Raw genomic sequence first — 15,905 nt, forward strand, 5'->3', positions numbered from 1 at the left:
GGCCGGGGAACGGGCGGCCCGCGTTCACCCGTTCGGGGCAGCGCCGGTGACCCCGGGAGCCGCCCTCTGTTGACCAGGACATGAAGCCCCCCCTCCTCAGCGTCGTCGTCCCCGTCCACAACGTCGAGGTCTATCTGGAGGACTGCCTGCGGTCGGTGGCGGAGCAGACCCTCGACGCGATCGAGGTGGTGGTGGTCGACGACGGTTCGACGGACGGCAGCAGCCGGATCGCGGCGGAGTTCGCCGCCCGGGACGAGCGATTCCGCCTGGTCCGGCAGCCGAACGCGGGCCTGAGTGCGGCCCGCAACACCGGCGTCCGGCACACCACGCCCACCGTCCCCTACCTGGCGTTCGCCGACAGCGACGACATCGTCGTGCACGACGCGTACGAGAGGATGACGGCCGCGCTGGAGTCGAGCGGTTCCGACCTGGTGACCGGCAACGTGTGGCGGCTGACCGGGCAGGGGCGGCAGCAGGCCTGGCAGTACCGCTGGCTGACGGGCCCCCGGTCGCGTACGCACATCACCCGGGATCCGCGGCTGCTGGCCGACCGGGTGGCGTGGAACAAGGTGTTCCGGCGGTCTTTCTGGGACGCGCACGGCTTCGCCTTCCCCGAGGGCAGGCTGTACGAGGACACCCCGGTGATGATTCCCGCGCACTATCTCGCCGGCTCGGTCGACGTCCTCGCCGAGCACGTCTACTACTGGCGGGTGCGGGAGGGCTCGATCACCCGGCGGCGTACGGACGTCACGGGCGTCCGGGACCGGATCGCCGCGTGCGAGCAGGTCAGCGCGTTCCTGGGCGACCGGGACGCGGCGCAGCGGCGGGCGTACGACGCGTCCTGCCTCCGGGACGACTTCGGCTACTTCCTGGACGGCCTGCCGATGGGCGGTGAGGCGTACCGGACGGCGTTCCTGGAGGGCGCGGGGGCCTTCGTCGACCGGGCGGGGACCGGGGTGCTGGAGGGGTTGCCGGTGGAGCTGCGCATCAAGTGGCAGCTGGTACGGGAACGACGCCTGGCGGACCTGCTGGCGGTCCTCGCCTTCGAACGGGCCAACGGGGCGGGTACGTTCGCCGTGGAAGGGCTGCCGGGGCGACGTCGGGCGGTGTACCCCGGCGTGCGCGGCGCGAGCGCCCGGCTCGCGCGCACGGACATCCCGGCGGTCGCACGGCTCCTGGAGGCGCGGTGGGGCGCGGACGGGAAACTGCGGCTGCGCGGGTACGCGTATCTGCGCAACCTCCCCGCGGGGTCGGCGCACCGGCGGCTGACGGCGGGCATGGTCCGGGCGGAGCGGGGCCGTCGGGTGCGGCCGGTGCCGGTGCGGTCCGTTCCCGCACCCGAGGCGACGGTGGACTCCGGTCAGGAGCTGCACGGCTACGACCACGCGGGCTTCGAGATGGTCCTCGACCCGGAGAGGCTGCCCGCGACGGCGGAGGGCGACGGCTGGCTGGTGGGCCTGGTCCTCGCCGCCCCCGGAACGGTCCGCCGGGTCGCGGTGCGCGCGCAGGACGCGGGCGCGGACCAGCCGCTGGTGCACGACCTGGGCGACGGGCGGCGCGCGGTGCTCGACTTCCGGGGCGGCCGGCTCCGGCTGACGGTGTCGCGACTGCGGGCCCGGGCCGAGGAACACCGAACGGTCGCCGTCGGGACGGCGGGGGCCTACCTGGACATCGCGGGCCGCCTCTTGCACGGGACGGCGGGGCCCACGGCACTGGTGCTGACCCGTGAGGGCGACGAGGGCGGCGAGGAACGCTTCTGCCCGGTGGCGTATGGGGAGGGGCCCGGGCCCGACGGTGGCGCACCCCGGCCGGAGGGGGGTACATCCCGGCCTGACGGGGTCACGTTCACCGTGCGCGTGCCGCTCGCCGAACTCGCCGCCGTGCCGCCCGCCGTGCACCGGGCCCCCCGTGAGGTCGAGGCGGTGGGCGGGACGCGGTGGCAGGTCCGGCTGCTGCTCGGCGACGGCACCCGCGTCCCGCTGCCCGCCGCCCCGGACCTGCCGCCACCCGCGTACCCGGACCCTGCGGGCGATCTCGTGCTGGACCTGGCGGTGCCGCCGTACGTGGACCGGGTGGACCCCACTCCGGAGGGGGGCCTGCGGATCTCGGGGACGTACGCCCTGGCGGATCCGGGGGCGGGGGCGGGGACGGCGGACGCGTCCGGCGGACATCTCGTCCTGCGCCACGAGACGCTGCACGAGGTGGTCCCGATCGCGGAGGCCGGGACGATCGACGCGGCGGAGGGGGGCGGCTCGCGGGGCGGTCCCGGTGCTCCGCGCACCCCGGGCACCCACCCCGCCCTCCGCTTCTCCGCGCTGATCGCCCCGCCGCTCCCGGAGGGCCGCTGGGAGGTCCGCCTGGGCGACCGTCCCGTCCGCGTCCTCGGTTCCGCCGCCGCTCAGCTGCCCTGCGGCGGGGGCGAGAACGCGCTGCGCCTGGAGCGGCGGCACGGCGACCGGCTGTCCGTCGTCGTTCCGCCCGACCTCCCGGCCGCCGGGCGGAGCGCGTACGGCAGACGGCTCCTGCGCGCCGCGCACCACCCCGACCAGCGCACGCCCGGCGCGCCCCGTATGCTCCCGCTCCCCTCCGACCGGCGCACGCCCGGCACGTCCCGCACCCCGCGCACGCCCTCGCCCTCGCTCCGCGACACCGTCCTCTACGCGGGCGGCGACTCCCCGCGCGCCGTCCACGCCGAGCTCCTGCGCCGGGGCACGGACGCCGAGCACCTGTGGGTCACCGGTACCGCCCCCGGCCGCACCACCCACGTCCCGTCCGGCGCGCGGGCCGTCCCCCTGCACAGCGCCGCCTGGTACGAGGCGCTGGCCCGCTCCCGCCGGATCGTCACGGACGAACAGCTGCCCGCCTGGTTCGAGCGGCGGCCGGGGCAGACGGTCGTCCAGACCTGGCACGGCACCCCGCTCGGCCGGTTCGGCTCCGGTCTGGCGGACTCCCTCTACGCCGACCACCAGCACCTCGCCACCCTGCCGCAGCGGTCGGCCCAGTGGTCGGTACTGATCTCCCCGAGCCGCTTCGCCACCCCCTTGCTGCGCCGGTCGCTGTCGTACGAGGGCGAGGTGCTGGAGGCCGGGTCGCCCGCCAACGACGTGCTGTTCCCGCCGGTACGGGAGAAGGCCGCCGAGGAAGTACGGCGCGGGCTCGGGATCCCGCAGGAGCACCGCGTCGTGCTGTACGCCCCGACCTACCGCGACCACCTGGCCCACCCCCCGTCCGCCTCCCCCGAGCGCGCGGCCCCCGGCCCGTACCGCTGGGACCCGGCGCTCGACCCGCACGCCCTGGCCCGGGCGCTCGGTCCCGGTCACACGGTGCTGGTGCGCCGCCACCCCCGGGTCACCGGCAGCGTCCCGGCCGGGCCCGGCGTGCTCGACGTCTCGCACCACCCCGGGGCGGCGGGGCTGCTCCTGATCGCCGACGTCCTGGTGACGGACTACGCGGGGCTGGTGTTCGACTTCGCACTGACGGGCCGGCCGATGCTCTTCCACACGTACGACCTGGAGCACTACCGCGACACCGTGCGCGGCTTCTGCCTGGACTTCGAGACCCGGGCGCCGGGGCCGCTGCTGGTCACGACGGACGAGGTGGCCCAGGCCCTGCGCGACACGGGCACGACGGCGGCCCGGCACGCGGACGCGTACGAGAGCTTCCGCCGCGACTACTGCGACCTGGACGACGGCGGCGCGGCGGCCCGGGTGGCGGACCGGCTGCTGGCGGACGCGGAGCAGGCCTGAGCCCTTCCGGGCCCGTCGCACGGAACACCCCGGAATCCCTCGGACGAGTGGCGGCGGGGAGAACGGGCCCACCGCACGGAACCCATGAGGTGTGCCCCTCTTCTCCGCTGCATCCGCCGCGTCCTCCGCCGCCGACCTCCCGCCCGCCGCGACCGCAGGCGAGGGGGCCGAGAAGGCTGCCCGGCCGCCCCTGTGGCTGCCGTCCCCGTACCTCGTGCTGGGCGGCCTGCTGTGGGCGGTGCTGTCGGCGGCGGCCTGGCAGGCTCCGCTGTGCTGCGAGGCCGGGCTCCAGGCGGCGGTCGTCGAACGGCTGCGGGTGAACCTGCTGCACCCGGCGTTCCCGATGACCGACCTGCCCGCCGTGGCGAGCGCGCACTACTCCCCGTACGCGCTGCTCCAGGGGCTGGCCGCCCGCGCCACCGGGCTCTCCGGCCCGTCCGTCGTGGCGCTGGCCGCGTCGGTGAACCTGCTGCTCCTGCTCAGCGGGATCGGCCGGCTGACCCGGCTGCTGACCCCGAACCGCTGGGTACCGGTGCTCCTCCTCGTACCGCTGGGCCTGATCCACTGGGCGGACCCGGCCCGCTGGAGCGCGCCGACCACGTTCGCGGTCGCGGTCACCCTGCATCTGTGGGCCTGGACCGGCCGCGTGGCCGCTTGGATCGCCGAACCCGGCGATCCGGCGCCCCGCCGGACGCCCCGGTGGTTCGAGGCGGCCGGCATCGGGGGGCTGCTCGGGCTCGTCCTGCTGGTCCACCCGCAGACGGCGATCGGCGCGGCGATCGGATGCCTCGCGCTGATCGCGTTCCGGACGCGGACCCGGATCCGGCCGGCCGTGTGGCGGTGGGCGTTCGCCGTGGTGTGCGCGGTGGCCTTGGCGGCGCTGTGGCCGTACTACAACGGGCTCACCGCCCCGCGTGTCCCCACCGACAGCCTGACGACAGCGCCTCCGGCGGCCGAGGGCGTGAAGGCGGCCGGGGAGCCGTACGCCTGGGCGACCGCGTACGTGCCCCCGGGCGAGGTGGTCCTGACGGACAGCCGTCCGGCGATGTACGCGCTGGCCGGGCACGGGGCGTACGTGCTGGCCGACGCCCTGCCGGACGCGGGGCTCGCGACCACGGAGCGGCGGGAGCGGAGCCGGGCGGTGGCCGCCTACCTCGACACCTCGACCCCGCAGGGCCGCCGGGACGGGATCACCGCCCGGTACGGGGTGCGGTGGCTGCTGCTGACCCGCCACCAGCGGCTGCCGGAGAACGCGACGGTGCTGGCGTTCAGCCCGCGCACGGGCGAGGTGCTGGCACGGGTGGCGGCGGGCTGAGGATTCTCAGGTGTGCTGGAGGGCGGCCACCGCCGAGGCGGCCAGGTCGTCCAGGTAACCCTTGGGAAGCTCGCCCCGGACGACGACGAGCCGCCAGTACAGCGGTCCGACGATCAGATCGAGCGCCCGGTCCGGATCGCTCCCCTCCGGCAGCTCCCCCCGGGCCACCGCCTCCCGCACGACCACGGCGGCGACGCCCTGCTGCTGGTCGAGGAGGGCGGCCTTGATCGCCTCGGAGATCTCCGGATTGCGGGCCGCCTCGACCAGCAGGTCCGGGATGACCTGCGAGGCGACCGGGTGGCGCAGGGCGTACGCGGCCAGCTCCAGGACGGCGCGCACGTCCCCGTACAGCGAACCGGTGGCCGGGGCGGGCATCCCCTGGGCGGCGACGGCCGCGACCAGGTCGAGGACGAGCGCCAGCTTGGACTTCCAGCGGCGGTAGACCGCGGTCTTGCCGACCCCCGCGCGCCGGGCGATGCCCTCGATGGACATCCGGGCGAACCCCACCGCGGCGAGCTCCTCGAAGACGGCGGCGCGGATGGCGTCGGTCACGTCCTCCCGCAGGACGGCGGCGCCCGCGGGGGCGCGGCGGCGGGTTCCCCGTTCGGTGGTCATGGCCCGCAGCATAGTCGGCCGCGACGAAACGGTTGCGTTGCGACGTGTAAGCGTCCTACTCTCGGCGTTACGACGATACGGTCCCGTCCCAACGAGGGCGTCCCTACGGGACCGTACCGTCCCCTCCCCCCATCGGCGTCGAAAGCGGTCGATCGTTGAGTCAGACAGCAGCCCCGCCCCCGGTGACGGCTCCCTTCGAGGGCGCCCCGGCCACCGCCGTCCCCACCTACGCCCCCGGTGAGCTGGCGGCCCTGGCCGCCCGGCACGGCCTGAAGGTCAGTGGCGCCCGGCCGTCCCTGCCCGCCTACATCCGGCAGCTCTGGGGGCGCCGGCACTTCATCACGGCGTTCGCGACGGCCAAGCTGACGGCCCAGTACAGCCAGGCGAAGCTCGGCCAGATCTGGCAGATCATGACGCCGCTGCTGAACGCGACGGTCTACTACTTCATCTTCGGCGTCCTGATGAACACCAAGCACGGGGTGGAGGACTTCGTCCCGTTCCTGGTCACCGGGGTCTTCATCTGGACGTTCACCAGCAGCTCGATCACCGCGGGCACCCGGGCGATCAGCGGCAACCTCGGCCTGGTGCGGGCCCTGCACTTCCCGCGCGCCTCGCTGCCGGTGGCGCTGGCGCTCCAGCAGCTCCAGCAACTGCTGTTCTCGCTGGGCGCGCTGACCCTGATCCTGCTGGCGTTCGGCCAGTACCCGCGTCCGACCTGGCTGCTGGCCGTCCCGGCGCTGGCGCTCCAGGCGCTGTTCAACACCGGCCTGTCGATGGCCATGGCCCGCCTGACGGCGAAGACCCCCGACATCGCCCAGCTGACCCCGTTCGTGCTGCGGACCTGGATGTACGCGTCCGGCGTGATGTGGAGCCTGGACCACCTGCTGGCCGGCGACCGGGTGCCGCGGGCGGTGCTGCTGGTGCTGGAGTACAACCCGGCGGCGCTCTTCATCAACCTCATGCGGCACGCGCTCATCGACAGCTACACGTGGGAGCAGCTGCCGCATCTGGCCTGGGCGGCAGCGGCCGGCTGGGCGCTGCTGTGCGGGGTGGCGGGATTCGTGTACTTCTGGAAGGCCGAGGAGACGTACGGACGTGGCTGACGACAGGAACACCCCCGGGGACCACCGCGTCCCGACGGTCGTCGTCGACGACGTCCACATCACGTACACGGTCAACGGCGCGCGTACGGGCAGGGGAAGCGCGACCTCGGCGCTCAGCCGGCTCACCTCGCGCCGCCGCACCCCCGGCGCACGCCAGGTGCACGCCGTGAAGGGGGTCAGCTTCGCGGCGTACAAGGGCGAGGCGATCGGCCTGATCGGCTCCAACGGCTCGGGCAAGTCGACCCTGCTCAAGGCGGTCGCGGGCCTGCTCCCGCCGACCCGGGGCAAGGTCCACACCCAGGGCCAGCCGTCGCTGCTCGGCGTGAACGCGGCGCTGATGGGCGACCTGACCGGCGAGCGCAACGTGGTGCTGGGCGGGCTGGCGATGGGCATGACGCGCGAGCAGATCCGCGCACGCTACGACGAGATCGTCGCCTTCTCCGGCATCAACGAGAAGGGCGACTTCATCACGCTGCCGATGCGGACGTACTCCTCGGGCATGGGGGCACGGCTGCGCTTCTCCATCGCGGCCGCCAAGAGCCACGACGTCCTCCTGATCGACGAAGCGCTGTCCACGGGCGACGCGAAGTTCCAGCGCCGCAGCAAGGACCGCATCAAGGAACTGCGCGCGGAGGCGGGCACGGTCTTCCTGGTCAGCCACAGCAACAAGTCGATCACCGAGACCTGCGACCGCGCGCTGTGGCTGGAGGCGGGCACCCTGAGAATGGACGGCCCGGCCAAGGAGGTGGTGAAGGCCTACGAGACCTTCACCCGATCAAGCGCGTCCGGCGGTTGAGGACACACCCCCCACGCCGAGGGGCCGACACCCACCAGGTGCCGGCCCCTCGGACGTACAACGACCCCTACGCGTGCGTACGCAACAACGTCCGCATCGTCCGCATGGCCACCGACAGGTTCGCCAGGTCAAACGCGTCCGACCCCTGGATCTCCTCCAGCGTCGAGCGCGACCGGGCCAGGATCGCCGCGTTCTTCTCCTCCCACGCCCGGAACCGCTCCTCCGGCGTGGAGGACCCGTTCCCCACGCTCAGGACGTCCGACGTGAGCGCGGCGTGCGCCGCGTACAGGTCCTCGCGGATCGAGGCGCGGGCCATGGACTGCCAGCGGTCGGCCCGCGGCAGCTCGATGATCCGGTCCATCAGCTGCGTGATCCGCAGCCGGTCCGCGAGGTCGTAGTAGACCTCGGCGACCTCCAGCGGCTCCTTGCCCGTGCGGTCGGCGATGGCCACGATGTCCAGCGCCGGGAAGGCGGAGGAGAACCCGGCCACCCGGACCGCCAGCTCGTCCGGCACGCCCGCGGCCGTCAGCTCGTCCAGGATCGAGTGGTACCAGTCCAGGTCGGCGCCCCGGACCAGCTTGGGCAGTTCGTTCCAGACCTGCTCGACCCCGTCCCGGAACAGGTCGATGGTCTCCGCGATGGCGACGGGCTGCGGCCGGTTGCCCAGCAGCCAGCGCGAACCCCGCTCGACCAGCCGCCGCGAGTGCAGCCGGATCCGGGTCTGGACGTCGGCGGTGACCTTGTTGTCGAGCGCCTCGACCGCGTCCCACACCTGCGACAGCCCGAAGATCTCGCGGGCGGTGAACTGGGCCCGGACGATCTCCTCGATCGACGCCCCGGTCTCCTCCCGCAGCCGGTGCAGGAAGGTCGAACCGGCGGTGTTCACCGTGTCGTTGACCAGGACCGTCGTGATGATCTCGCGCCGCAGCGCGTGTCCGTCGACCGCCTCGGGGAACCGCTCGCGCAGCGCGCTCGGGAAGTAGGCGTGCACCAGCTTCTGCAGGTGCGGGTCGTCCGGCAGGACGGTGGAGATCAGCTCGTCCGCCGTCGTGATCTTCGTGTAGGCGAGCAGGACGGCCAGCTCGGGCTGGCTGAGCCCCTTCTCGTTGCTGAGCAGCTCCCGGATGTGCCGGTCGGCGGGCAGGAACTCCAGGGCCCGGTCCAGCGCGCCGTCGCGCTCCAGCCGGCGCATGAAGCGCTGCTGGGCGTGGAGCAGCGAGGGCGCCTGCGCGGAGGCGTTGGAGAGGGCGACGTTCTGCGCGTAGTTGTTGCGCAGGACGAGCGCGCCGACCTCGTCGGTCATGTCGGCGAGCAGCTTGTTGCGCTGCTTGACGGTCATGTCGCCGTCCCGGACCAGCCCGTTGAGCAGGATCTTGATGTTCACCTCGTGGTCGGAGGTGTCCACACCGGCGCTGTTGTCGATCGCGTCGGTGTTGATCCGGCCGCCGTTGCGGGCGAACTCGATCCGGCCGAGCTGGGTGGCGCCGAGGTTGCCGCCCTCGCCGACGACCTTGGCCCGCAGGTCCTCGCCGTTGACGCGGATGGCGTCGTTGGCCTTGTCGCCGACGTCGGCGTTCGATTCGGAGACGGCCTTGATGTACGTGCCGATGCCGCCGTTCCACACCAGGTCGACGGGGGCCTTGAGGATCGTCTGCATCAGGTCGGCGGGCGTCATCTTGGTCACCGACGCGTCGATGCCGAGCGCCTCGCGGATGTGCGCGTTGAGCGGGATCGACTTGGCGCTGCGCGGGTGGATGCCGCCGCCCGCCGAGAGCAGGTCGGTGTTGTAGTCGGCCCAGGAGCTGCGCGGCAGGTCGAACAGGCGGCGCCGCTCGGCGTACGAGGGGGCGGCCTCCGGGTTCGGGTCGATGAAGATGTGCCGGTGGTCGAAGGCGGCGACCAGGCGGATGTGCTCGGAGAGCAGCATGCCGTTGCCGAAGACGTCACCCGACATGTCGCCGACGCCGACGACGGTGAAGTCCTCGGTCTGGGTGTCGTGGCCCAGCTCCCGGAAGTGCCGCTTGACGGACTCCCAGGCGCCCCGGGCGGTGATGCCCATGCCCTTGTGGTCGTAGCCGGCCGAACCGCCGGAGGCGAACGCGTCGCCGAGCCAGAAGTTGTACGCGACGGCGACCTCGTTGGCGATGTCGGAGAAGCTCGCGGTGCCCTTGTCGGCGGCGACGACGAGGTAGGTGTCGTCCTCGTCGTGGCGGACGACGTCGGTGGGCGGCACGACCTCGCCGGCCACCATGTTGTCGGTGATGTCGAGCAGCGCGGAGATGAACGTGCGGTAGGCGGCGATGCCCTCGGCCATCCAGGCGTCGCGGTCCACGGACGGATCCGGGAGCTGCTTGGCGACGAAGCCGCCCTTGGCGCCGACGGGCACGATGACGGTGTTCTTCACCATCTGCGCCTTGACCAGGCCGAGGATCTCCGTACGGAAGTCCTCTCGCCGGTCCGACCAGCGCAGCCCACCGCGGGCGACCTTTCCGAAGCGCAGGTGGACGCCCTCCACGCGCGGCGAGTAGACCCAGATCTCGAACGCCGGCCGGGGCGCGGGCAGGTCCGGGATGGCCTGCGGGTCGAACTTCATCGAGACGTAGGAGTGCGGCGTGCCGTCCTCCGTGTGCTGGAAGAAGTTGGTCCGCAGGGTGGCCTTGATGACGGTGAGGAAGGACCGCAGGATCCGGTCCTCGTCGAGCGAGGCGACCTGGTCCAGGGCCCCGTCCAGCTCCTCCAGGAGCCCGTCGGTCAGCTCGGTGCCGGCGCTCTGGCGGCCGGGCGACATGCGGGCCTCGAAGAGCGAGACGAGCAGCCGGGTGGTGTGGACGTTGTTGCGGAGCGTGGACTCCATGTAGTCCTGGCTGAAGGGAGAACCGGCCTGCCGCAGGTACTTCGCGTAGGCGCGGAGCACCATGGCCTGGCGCCAGTTCAGCCCGGCGCCGAGGACCAGCGCGTTGAAGCCGTCGTTCTCCGCCTCGCCCTTCCAGACGGCGGCGAAGGCCTCCTGGAAGCGGGCGCGGGCGTCGTCGGCGAGGTAGCCGCCGTTGCCGTTGGCCAGGGGCATCCGCAGCCCGAAGTCGTAGATCCACGCGTGGGTGCGGTCCGCGCAGCGCAGCTCGTACGGCCGCTCGTCGACGACCTCGACACCCAGTTGCTGGAGGGCCGGGAGGACGGCGGAGAGGGAGACCTGCTCGCCGGTCCGGTAGATCTTGAAGCGGCGCTCGCCGGGGCCCGCGCCGACGGGCTCGTACAGGCTGAGGGCGAAGTCCTTCTCACCCTCCCGGAGGGTTTCGAGGTGGACCAGGTCGGAGACGGCGGCGCGCGGCGAGTGGTCGGCCTTGTAGCCCTCGGGGAACGAGTGGCCGTACTGGCGCTGGAGTTCGGCGCCTCGTTCCTCGCCCAGCTCGGCGGTGAGCGCCTCCTGGAAACCGTCGGCCCAGGAGCGGGCGGCCTCGACGAGGCGCGCCTCGATGCGGTCGGCGTCGGCGTCGGTGAGATGCGGCAGTTCGGTGCCGGCGGGGACCCGGATGACGAAGTGCAGCCGGGAGAGGATCGACTCGGTGTTCCAGGCGGTGAAGTCGACGCTGGTGCCGCCGAGCTCCTCCTTGAGGATGTCGATCAGCCGCAGGCGCACGCCGGTGGTGTAGCGGTCGCGCGGGAGGTAGACGATCGCGGAGTAGTAGCGCCCGTACTCGTCCTGACGCAGGTAGAGCCGCAGCCGGCGGCGCTCCTGGAGGTAGAGGACGGAGGTCACGACGGAGCGGAGCTGGTCGACGGGCGTCTGGAACAGCTCGTCGCGCGGGTAGGTCTCCAGGATCTGGAGCAGGTCGCGCCCGTCGTGGCTGTTGTACGAGAAGCCGGCGCCCTCGACGACCTCGGCGACCTTGCGGCGGATGACGGGCACCCGGCGCACGGACTCGGTGTAGGCGGCGGACGAGAAGAGGCCGAGGAAGCGCCGCTCGCCGACGACGTTGCCCTTGGCGTCGAACTTCTTCACGCCGACGTAGTCGAGGTAGCTGGGGCGGTGCACGGTGGCCCGGCTGTTGGCCTTCGTCAGGACGAGGAGCTTGTGCTCGCGGGCCTTGGCGCGGACGTCGGCGGGCAGCCGGTCGAAGGACGGGCTGACGGGGTGGGCCTCGTCCTCGCTGTGCTGCGGGTCGGAGCGCAGGATGCCGAGCCCGGTGCCGGGGACGGCGGCGAGCGCGTCGCTGTCCTTCAGCTCGTACTCGCGGTAGCCGAGGAAGGTGAAGTGGTCGGCGGCCAGCCAGCGCAGCAGCTCGCGGGCCTCCTCGACCTCCTCGTCGGCGAGGTCGTCGAGCGGCTCGTCCGGCAGGTCGTCGGCGATCCGGAGGGCGGCGTCGCGCATCTTCCCCCAGTCCTCGACGGTCTCCCGTACGTCGGACAGGACGCGCAGCAGGTCGGTGGTGATCTGCTGGAGGTCGGCGCGGTCGGTCTCGCGGTCGATCTCGACGTGGATCCAGGACTCGACGAGCGCGTCGTGCGGCAGCTCGGCCTTGGCGTCCTTGGACTTCTTCCGGTCCTGGGTGGCCTTCGGGATGCCCGGACCGCCGGAGAGGACCTCGATGAGCTTGCCGGTGACATCGCGGCGGACGGTGACCTGCGGGTGGATCACCAGGTGGATGCCGCGGTCCTGCCGGGACAGCTCGTTGGTGACGGAGTCCACGAGGAAGGGCATGTCGTCGGTGACGACCTCGACGACGGAGTGGCTGCAGGCCCAGCCGTTCTCCTCGACGGTCGGGGTGTGCACCCGGACGTTCGCGGTGCCCTGGGGTCGGTTCTCGGCCAGCCGGTAGTGCGAGGCGGCTGCGCCGAAGATGTCGACCGGGTCACGGCCGCTGAGGTCTTCCGGAGCCGTATGCAGGTAGTAGCGCTGGAGGTAGGCGAGCACCGTGTCCTGACCGGCGGAGGCGCCCGCGTCGGCCCCGGCGCCGGAGACCCGCGCCCGGGGGGCACCTCCCGGGCCACCGACACCACCGCCCGGACCGTTGTCAGCTACCTTGGCGGCCCCTGCGAGCAGCTCGGCCTTGGCTTCGTCCAGCTTGGTCTGCATGTCCTCTGGCTCCTGTCGCGCGCCGTTGCGTGACGTAGGTGAGAAAAGCGACGTACCGCCACGACGCGGGGTTTCCGGTCTGGGTCGACGCTATGCCGCTTCGAGAGTTCCCCGGGACCACATGGGCCATTCTTGACGGCCGGTCCGGAGTCGGGAGATCGCGGATCGCCCGGGTGCTGTGGCACTCCGGGCGGCGGCCGGGGGCTTCGCTGCCCCCGAGGCGTATCGCGCTGATCACGGCACCAGGCTATCTCTCCCGCACCCCACTGCGTCATGAGCTGCTTGTGTACAAAAGAACCCCCCGAACTTTGACACTCTGGACAGTGCGCCGCGCCGCCTTGGCGAACTCCCGGAAGCGGGGCAACCTGTCCCTAGAGTCCCGAAACAGGCCACCGGCAGACCGCGAGCCGACCCGCCGTGGGCCGATCGCCCCCGAGGAGTCCGCCATGCCGCAGAAGATCCTCATCGTCACCGGCGACGCCGCCGAGTCGCTCGAAGTCCTCTACCCGTACCAGCGGCTGCTGGAGGAGGGGTACGAGGTCGACATCGCGGCCCCCGAGCGCAAGACGCTCCGCTTCGTGGTCCATGACTTCGAGCCCGGTTTCGACACGTACACGGAGAAGCCCGGCTACACCTGGCCCGCCGACCTGTCCTTCTCCGAGGTCGACCCCGGGGCCTACGTCGCCCTGGTCATCCCCGGCGGCCGGGCCCCCGAATACCTCCGCAACAACGCCGAACTGCGGAAGATCGTCGGCGCCTTCTTCTCCGCGGACCGCCCGGTGGCCCAGATCTGCCACGGCCCCCTGATCACCGCCGCCACCGGCAACCTCAGCGGCCGCACCGTCACGGCGTACCCGGCCCTGGAACCGGACATGCAGGGCGCGGGTGCGACGTTCCAGGACACGGAGGCGGTGGTGGACGGCCCACTGGTCTCGTCGAGAGCCTGGCCGGACCACGCGGCATGGATGCGAGAGTTCCTGAGGGTCCTGAAATCAACCCCGTAGGACGCCCCTCCAAGCCGGCCCGGTCACCCTCTCAAGCCCGTCCGGGGCTTCAGGACGTCTTTCGGCTCAGCCACACCCCGGCCCGCAGGCACATTCCCAGCCCGTCCGGCGCTTGAGGACCGGGGCCCGGGGCAGCGCCCCGAAACCCGCCCCACCGCGCCGGAACCCGCTACGCGGCGAACGTCTCCGCCAACGCCACCGCCTCCCCCAGACTGTCCACCACCGGCACCCCCGCCCCCTCCAGACTGCTCCGACTGTGCGACCCCCCGGTGTACAGCACCGCCCGCGCCCCCACATGCGCCGCCGCCACCGCATCGTCCAGCGCGTCCCCGATGACCACCACGTTCTCCGGCGAGAACCCGTCCACACCGCCCGTCCCCGAAAGCGCGGCGAAGTGCCGCTCCATGTGGAGCGCCTTGCTCCCGCCGGACGGCCCGGTACGCCCCTCGACGCGGACGAACCGCGGCTCGATCCCGTACCCCCGCACCACCGGCACCAGCTGCTCGTGCCCGTACATGCTCAGGAGCGACTGGCTGCGCCCGGCCCGCTGCCACTCGTGCAGCAGCTCCTCCGCCCCGGCGGTGAGCCCACAGGCCGCCCGCTGCTCCGTGTAGTACCGGTGGAAGACGCCGTCCATCCGCTCCCACTCGGCCTCCGTGGGCAGCCGGCCGAGGAACCGCTCGTAGAACCGGGGTATGGGGATGGTGTACATCTCCCGGTACTGCTCCAGCGTGATGGGCGCCAGCTCGACCTCGGCGAACGCGGCGTTCGTCGCCTGGATGACGGCATGCGTGTCGTCGAGCAGCGTGCCGTTCCAGTCCCAGACCAGATGTGTGCGTGTCGTCCCGGAAGTCATACGGAGAAAAATACCCGCCGGGTCCGACAACCCCGCCGGCTCGGCGCGAGCCCCGCTCCCGCCTCAGCGGATGAGCTGCGGAATCTCCTGCACGCCGAACCAGAGCAGCTCGTGGTCCTCGGCGCCGTCCACCGTGAACTGCGCGTCGTCGTCGCCGAGGTCAGCCGCCCCCAGGGCCGCCGCCGCGGCGGCCACGTCCTTCTCCGCGTCGTCGGCGTCCACGTGCACCGCCGCCGCCTTGGCGAGCGGCAGCGCGGCGGCGATCTTCACCTCACCGAGCGACGCCGCGCTCAGCCCGTGGTCCGGGTCGGCGGCGGCGGACCCGTCCGGTACGTCGACGGCGACGACGACCCGGCGGCGCACCTCGTCGGGGTTCCCGGCGATCATCCGGAGCGAGGCGGCGGCGGCCCGGTTGAGTGCCGCGTACTCCAGCTCCTCGATGTCGTCGGAGACGTACCACTCCCGCAGCCCGGGGGTCACCGCGTAGGCGGTCAGCGGCCCGGGGCCGACCTCGCCCGCCCCGTGCGCCGCTGCGAGACCGGAGAGGGTCAGGGGGACGTACACGCGCATGGCAGGCCGCTTTCGTAGGGGGAAACGTCCTCAGGATACGTGGGAGCGTCCCCTTTCGGGTTTCGGCAACCGGGGGCCTCCGTCCACGGCCGACGCCCCGTCACCCCCGCCGTCGCCCTTGCCTCGCAAGGGCCGAGCCACGGATAGGTGAAACCGCCCGCACCGGATCGGCGCCCGGAGGCCCCTTGCGTCGCTGACGACCGCACCCGTAGAAGATCCCCAACAAAAGTTACCGCCCGGTAGAAGCCGGGCCCGGTCAACGGGGGCGATGGATCATGAGCACGGACAGGACGAGGCCCGCCGGCCGACGCGACCAGAACGGTCCCCGTTCGGCGCCGAGCGGCCCCCGGTCTACACCGGGCGGTCCCCGGTCGGTGCCGCCACAGCGGTCCCGCAGGCTCCACCCCCACCGGCCGCAGCGGCCGCACCAGTGGTTCGCCGAGCGTCTGCTCGCGGTCCTCAGCGGCCAGCGCCCGGTGCACTGGATGCTCGGCCACACCATCGGCGAGGCCTACGACCAGCTCGCCGAACTGGCCCCCAGCACCCCGCTGAGGGCCACCCACGGCAGCCGCCCGGTCCTCCGCCACTGCCGCGGCGCCCAGCCCGCCACCGGGGTGGTCGAGGCGTTCGCCAGCATCGCCGCGGGCGACCGGGTGCGGGCGATGGCCTTCCGGCTGGAACAGGGCGCCGACCAGCGCTGGCGCTGCGCCGCCGTGGAGCTGGGGGGCGAACGCCTCACGGCCGGCGCACCGGGCACCCGGTGACGCGGCAGACGCGGCAGGGGCCGGACACCACGCGGTGTCCGGCCCCTGCCGGGGTGCTTCTT

General features: G+C 72.8%; 10 protein-coding genes. 6 read left to right on the plus strand and 4 right to left on the minus strand.

Annotated elements, in window-relative coordinates; genetic code table 11:
• The first annotated feature begins 80 nt into the window (after positions 1–80).
• A complete protein-coding gene (locus tag RNL97_RS12235; RefSeq protein WP_243314148.1) occupies positions 81–3,746 on the plus strand; it encodes a bifunctional glycosyltransferase/CDP-glycerol:glycerophosphate glycerophosphotransferase in 3,666 nt (1,221 codons plus the stop codon).
• A gap of 91 nt (positions 3,747–3,837) precedes the next feature.
• On the plus strand, positions 3,838–5,061 hold the full coding sequence (locus RNL97_RS12240) for a hypothetical protein (protein ID WP_030591957.1): 1,224 nt from the start codon (positions 3,838–3,840) through the stop codon (positions 5,059–5,061).
• Positions 5,062–5,067: 6 nt separating this feature from the next.
• Here the strand turns inward: RNL97_RS12240 and RNL97_RS12245 are convergent, their stop codons facing one another.
• A complete protein-coding gene (locus tag RNL97_RS12245; RefSeq protein ID WP_030591960.1) occupies positions 5,068–5,688 on the minus strand; it encodes a TetR/AcrR family transcriptional regulator in 621 nt (206 codons plus the stop codon).
• Between the two features lie 143 nt (positions 5,689–5,831).
• On the opposite strand from RNL97_RS12245, the gene RNL97_RS12250 reads away from it, so the two are divergent.
• Positions 5,832–6,779, plus strand: a complete 948-nt coding sequence (locus tag RNL97_RS12250; protein WP_279343873.1) for an ABC transporter permease — start codon at positions 5,832–5,834, stop codon at positions 6,777–6,779.
• Positions 6,772–7,575 (plus strand): ABC transporter ATP-binding protein, encoded by an 804-nt coding sequence (locus RNL97_RS12255; RefSeq protein ID WP_030591967.1) that lies wholly within the window; start codon positions 6,772–6,774, stop codon positions 7,573–7,575. Before RNL97_RS12250 ends, RNL97_RS12255 begins: the two co-directional genes overlap by 8 nt.
• Positions 7,576–7,642: 67 nt before the next feature.
• On the opposite strand, the gene RNL97_RS12260 is transcribed toward RNL97_RS12255, so the two are convergent.
• Positions 7,643–12,649, minus strand: a complete 5,007-nt coding sequence (locus RNL97_RS12260; protein WP_030591970.1) for an NAD-glutamate dehydrogenase — start codon at positions 12,647–12,649, stop codon at positions 7,643–7,645.
• Between the two features lie 446 nt (positions 12,650–13,095).
• Here RNL97_RS12260 and RNL97_RS12265 point away from each other — a divergent pair, with 446 nt between their 5' ends.
• Positions 13,096–13,653, plus strand: a complete 558-nt coding sequence (locus RNL97_RS12265; RefSeq protein ID WP_030591973.1) for a DJ-1/PfpI family protein — start codon at positions 13,096–13,098, stop codon at positions 13,651–13,653.
• A gap of 169 nt (positions 13,654–13,822) precedes the next feature.
• Here the strand turns inward: RNL97_RS12265 and RNL97_RS12270 are convergent, their stop codons facing one another.
• A complete protein-coding gene (locus RNL97_RS12270; protein WP_030591974.1) occupies positions 13,823–14,509 on the minus strand; it encodes an HAD family hydrolase in 687 nt (228 codons plus the stop codon).
• A 63-nt stretch (positions 14,510–14,572) separates the two neighbouring features.
• Positions 14,573–15,079, minus strand: coding sequence for a DUF6912 family protein (locus tag RNL97_RS12275; RefSeq protein WP_030591979.1), 507 nt, complete (start codon positions 15,077–15,079; stop codon positions 14,573–14,575).
• Between the two features lie 275 nt (positions 15,080–15,354).
• Here RNL97_RS12275 and RNL97_RS12280 point away from each other — a divergent pair, with 275 nt between their 5' ends.
• Entirely contained in the window at positions 15,355–15,843 is a 489-nt protein-coding gene (locus RNL97_RS12280) for an Rv3235 family protein (protein WP_030591982.1), read from the plus strand.
• Positions 15,844–15,905 lie beyond the last annotated feature (62 nt).

Origin of the sequence: Streptomyces parvus (genome assembly GCF_032121415.1) — a bacterium.
Taxonomy (GTDB): Bacteria; Actinomycetota; Actinomycetes; order Streptomycetales; family Streptomycetaceae; genus Streptomyces; species Streptomyces globisporus_A.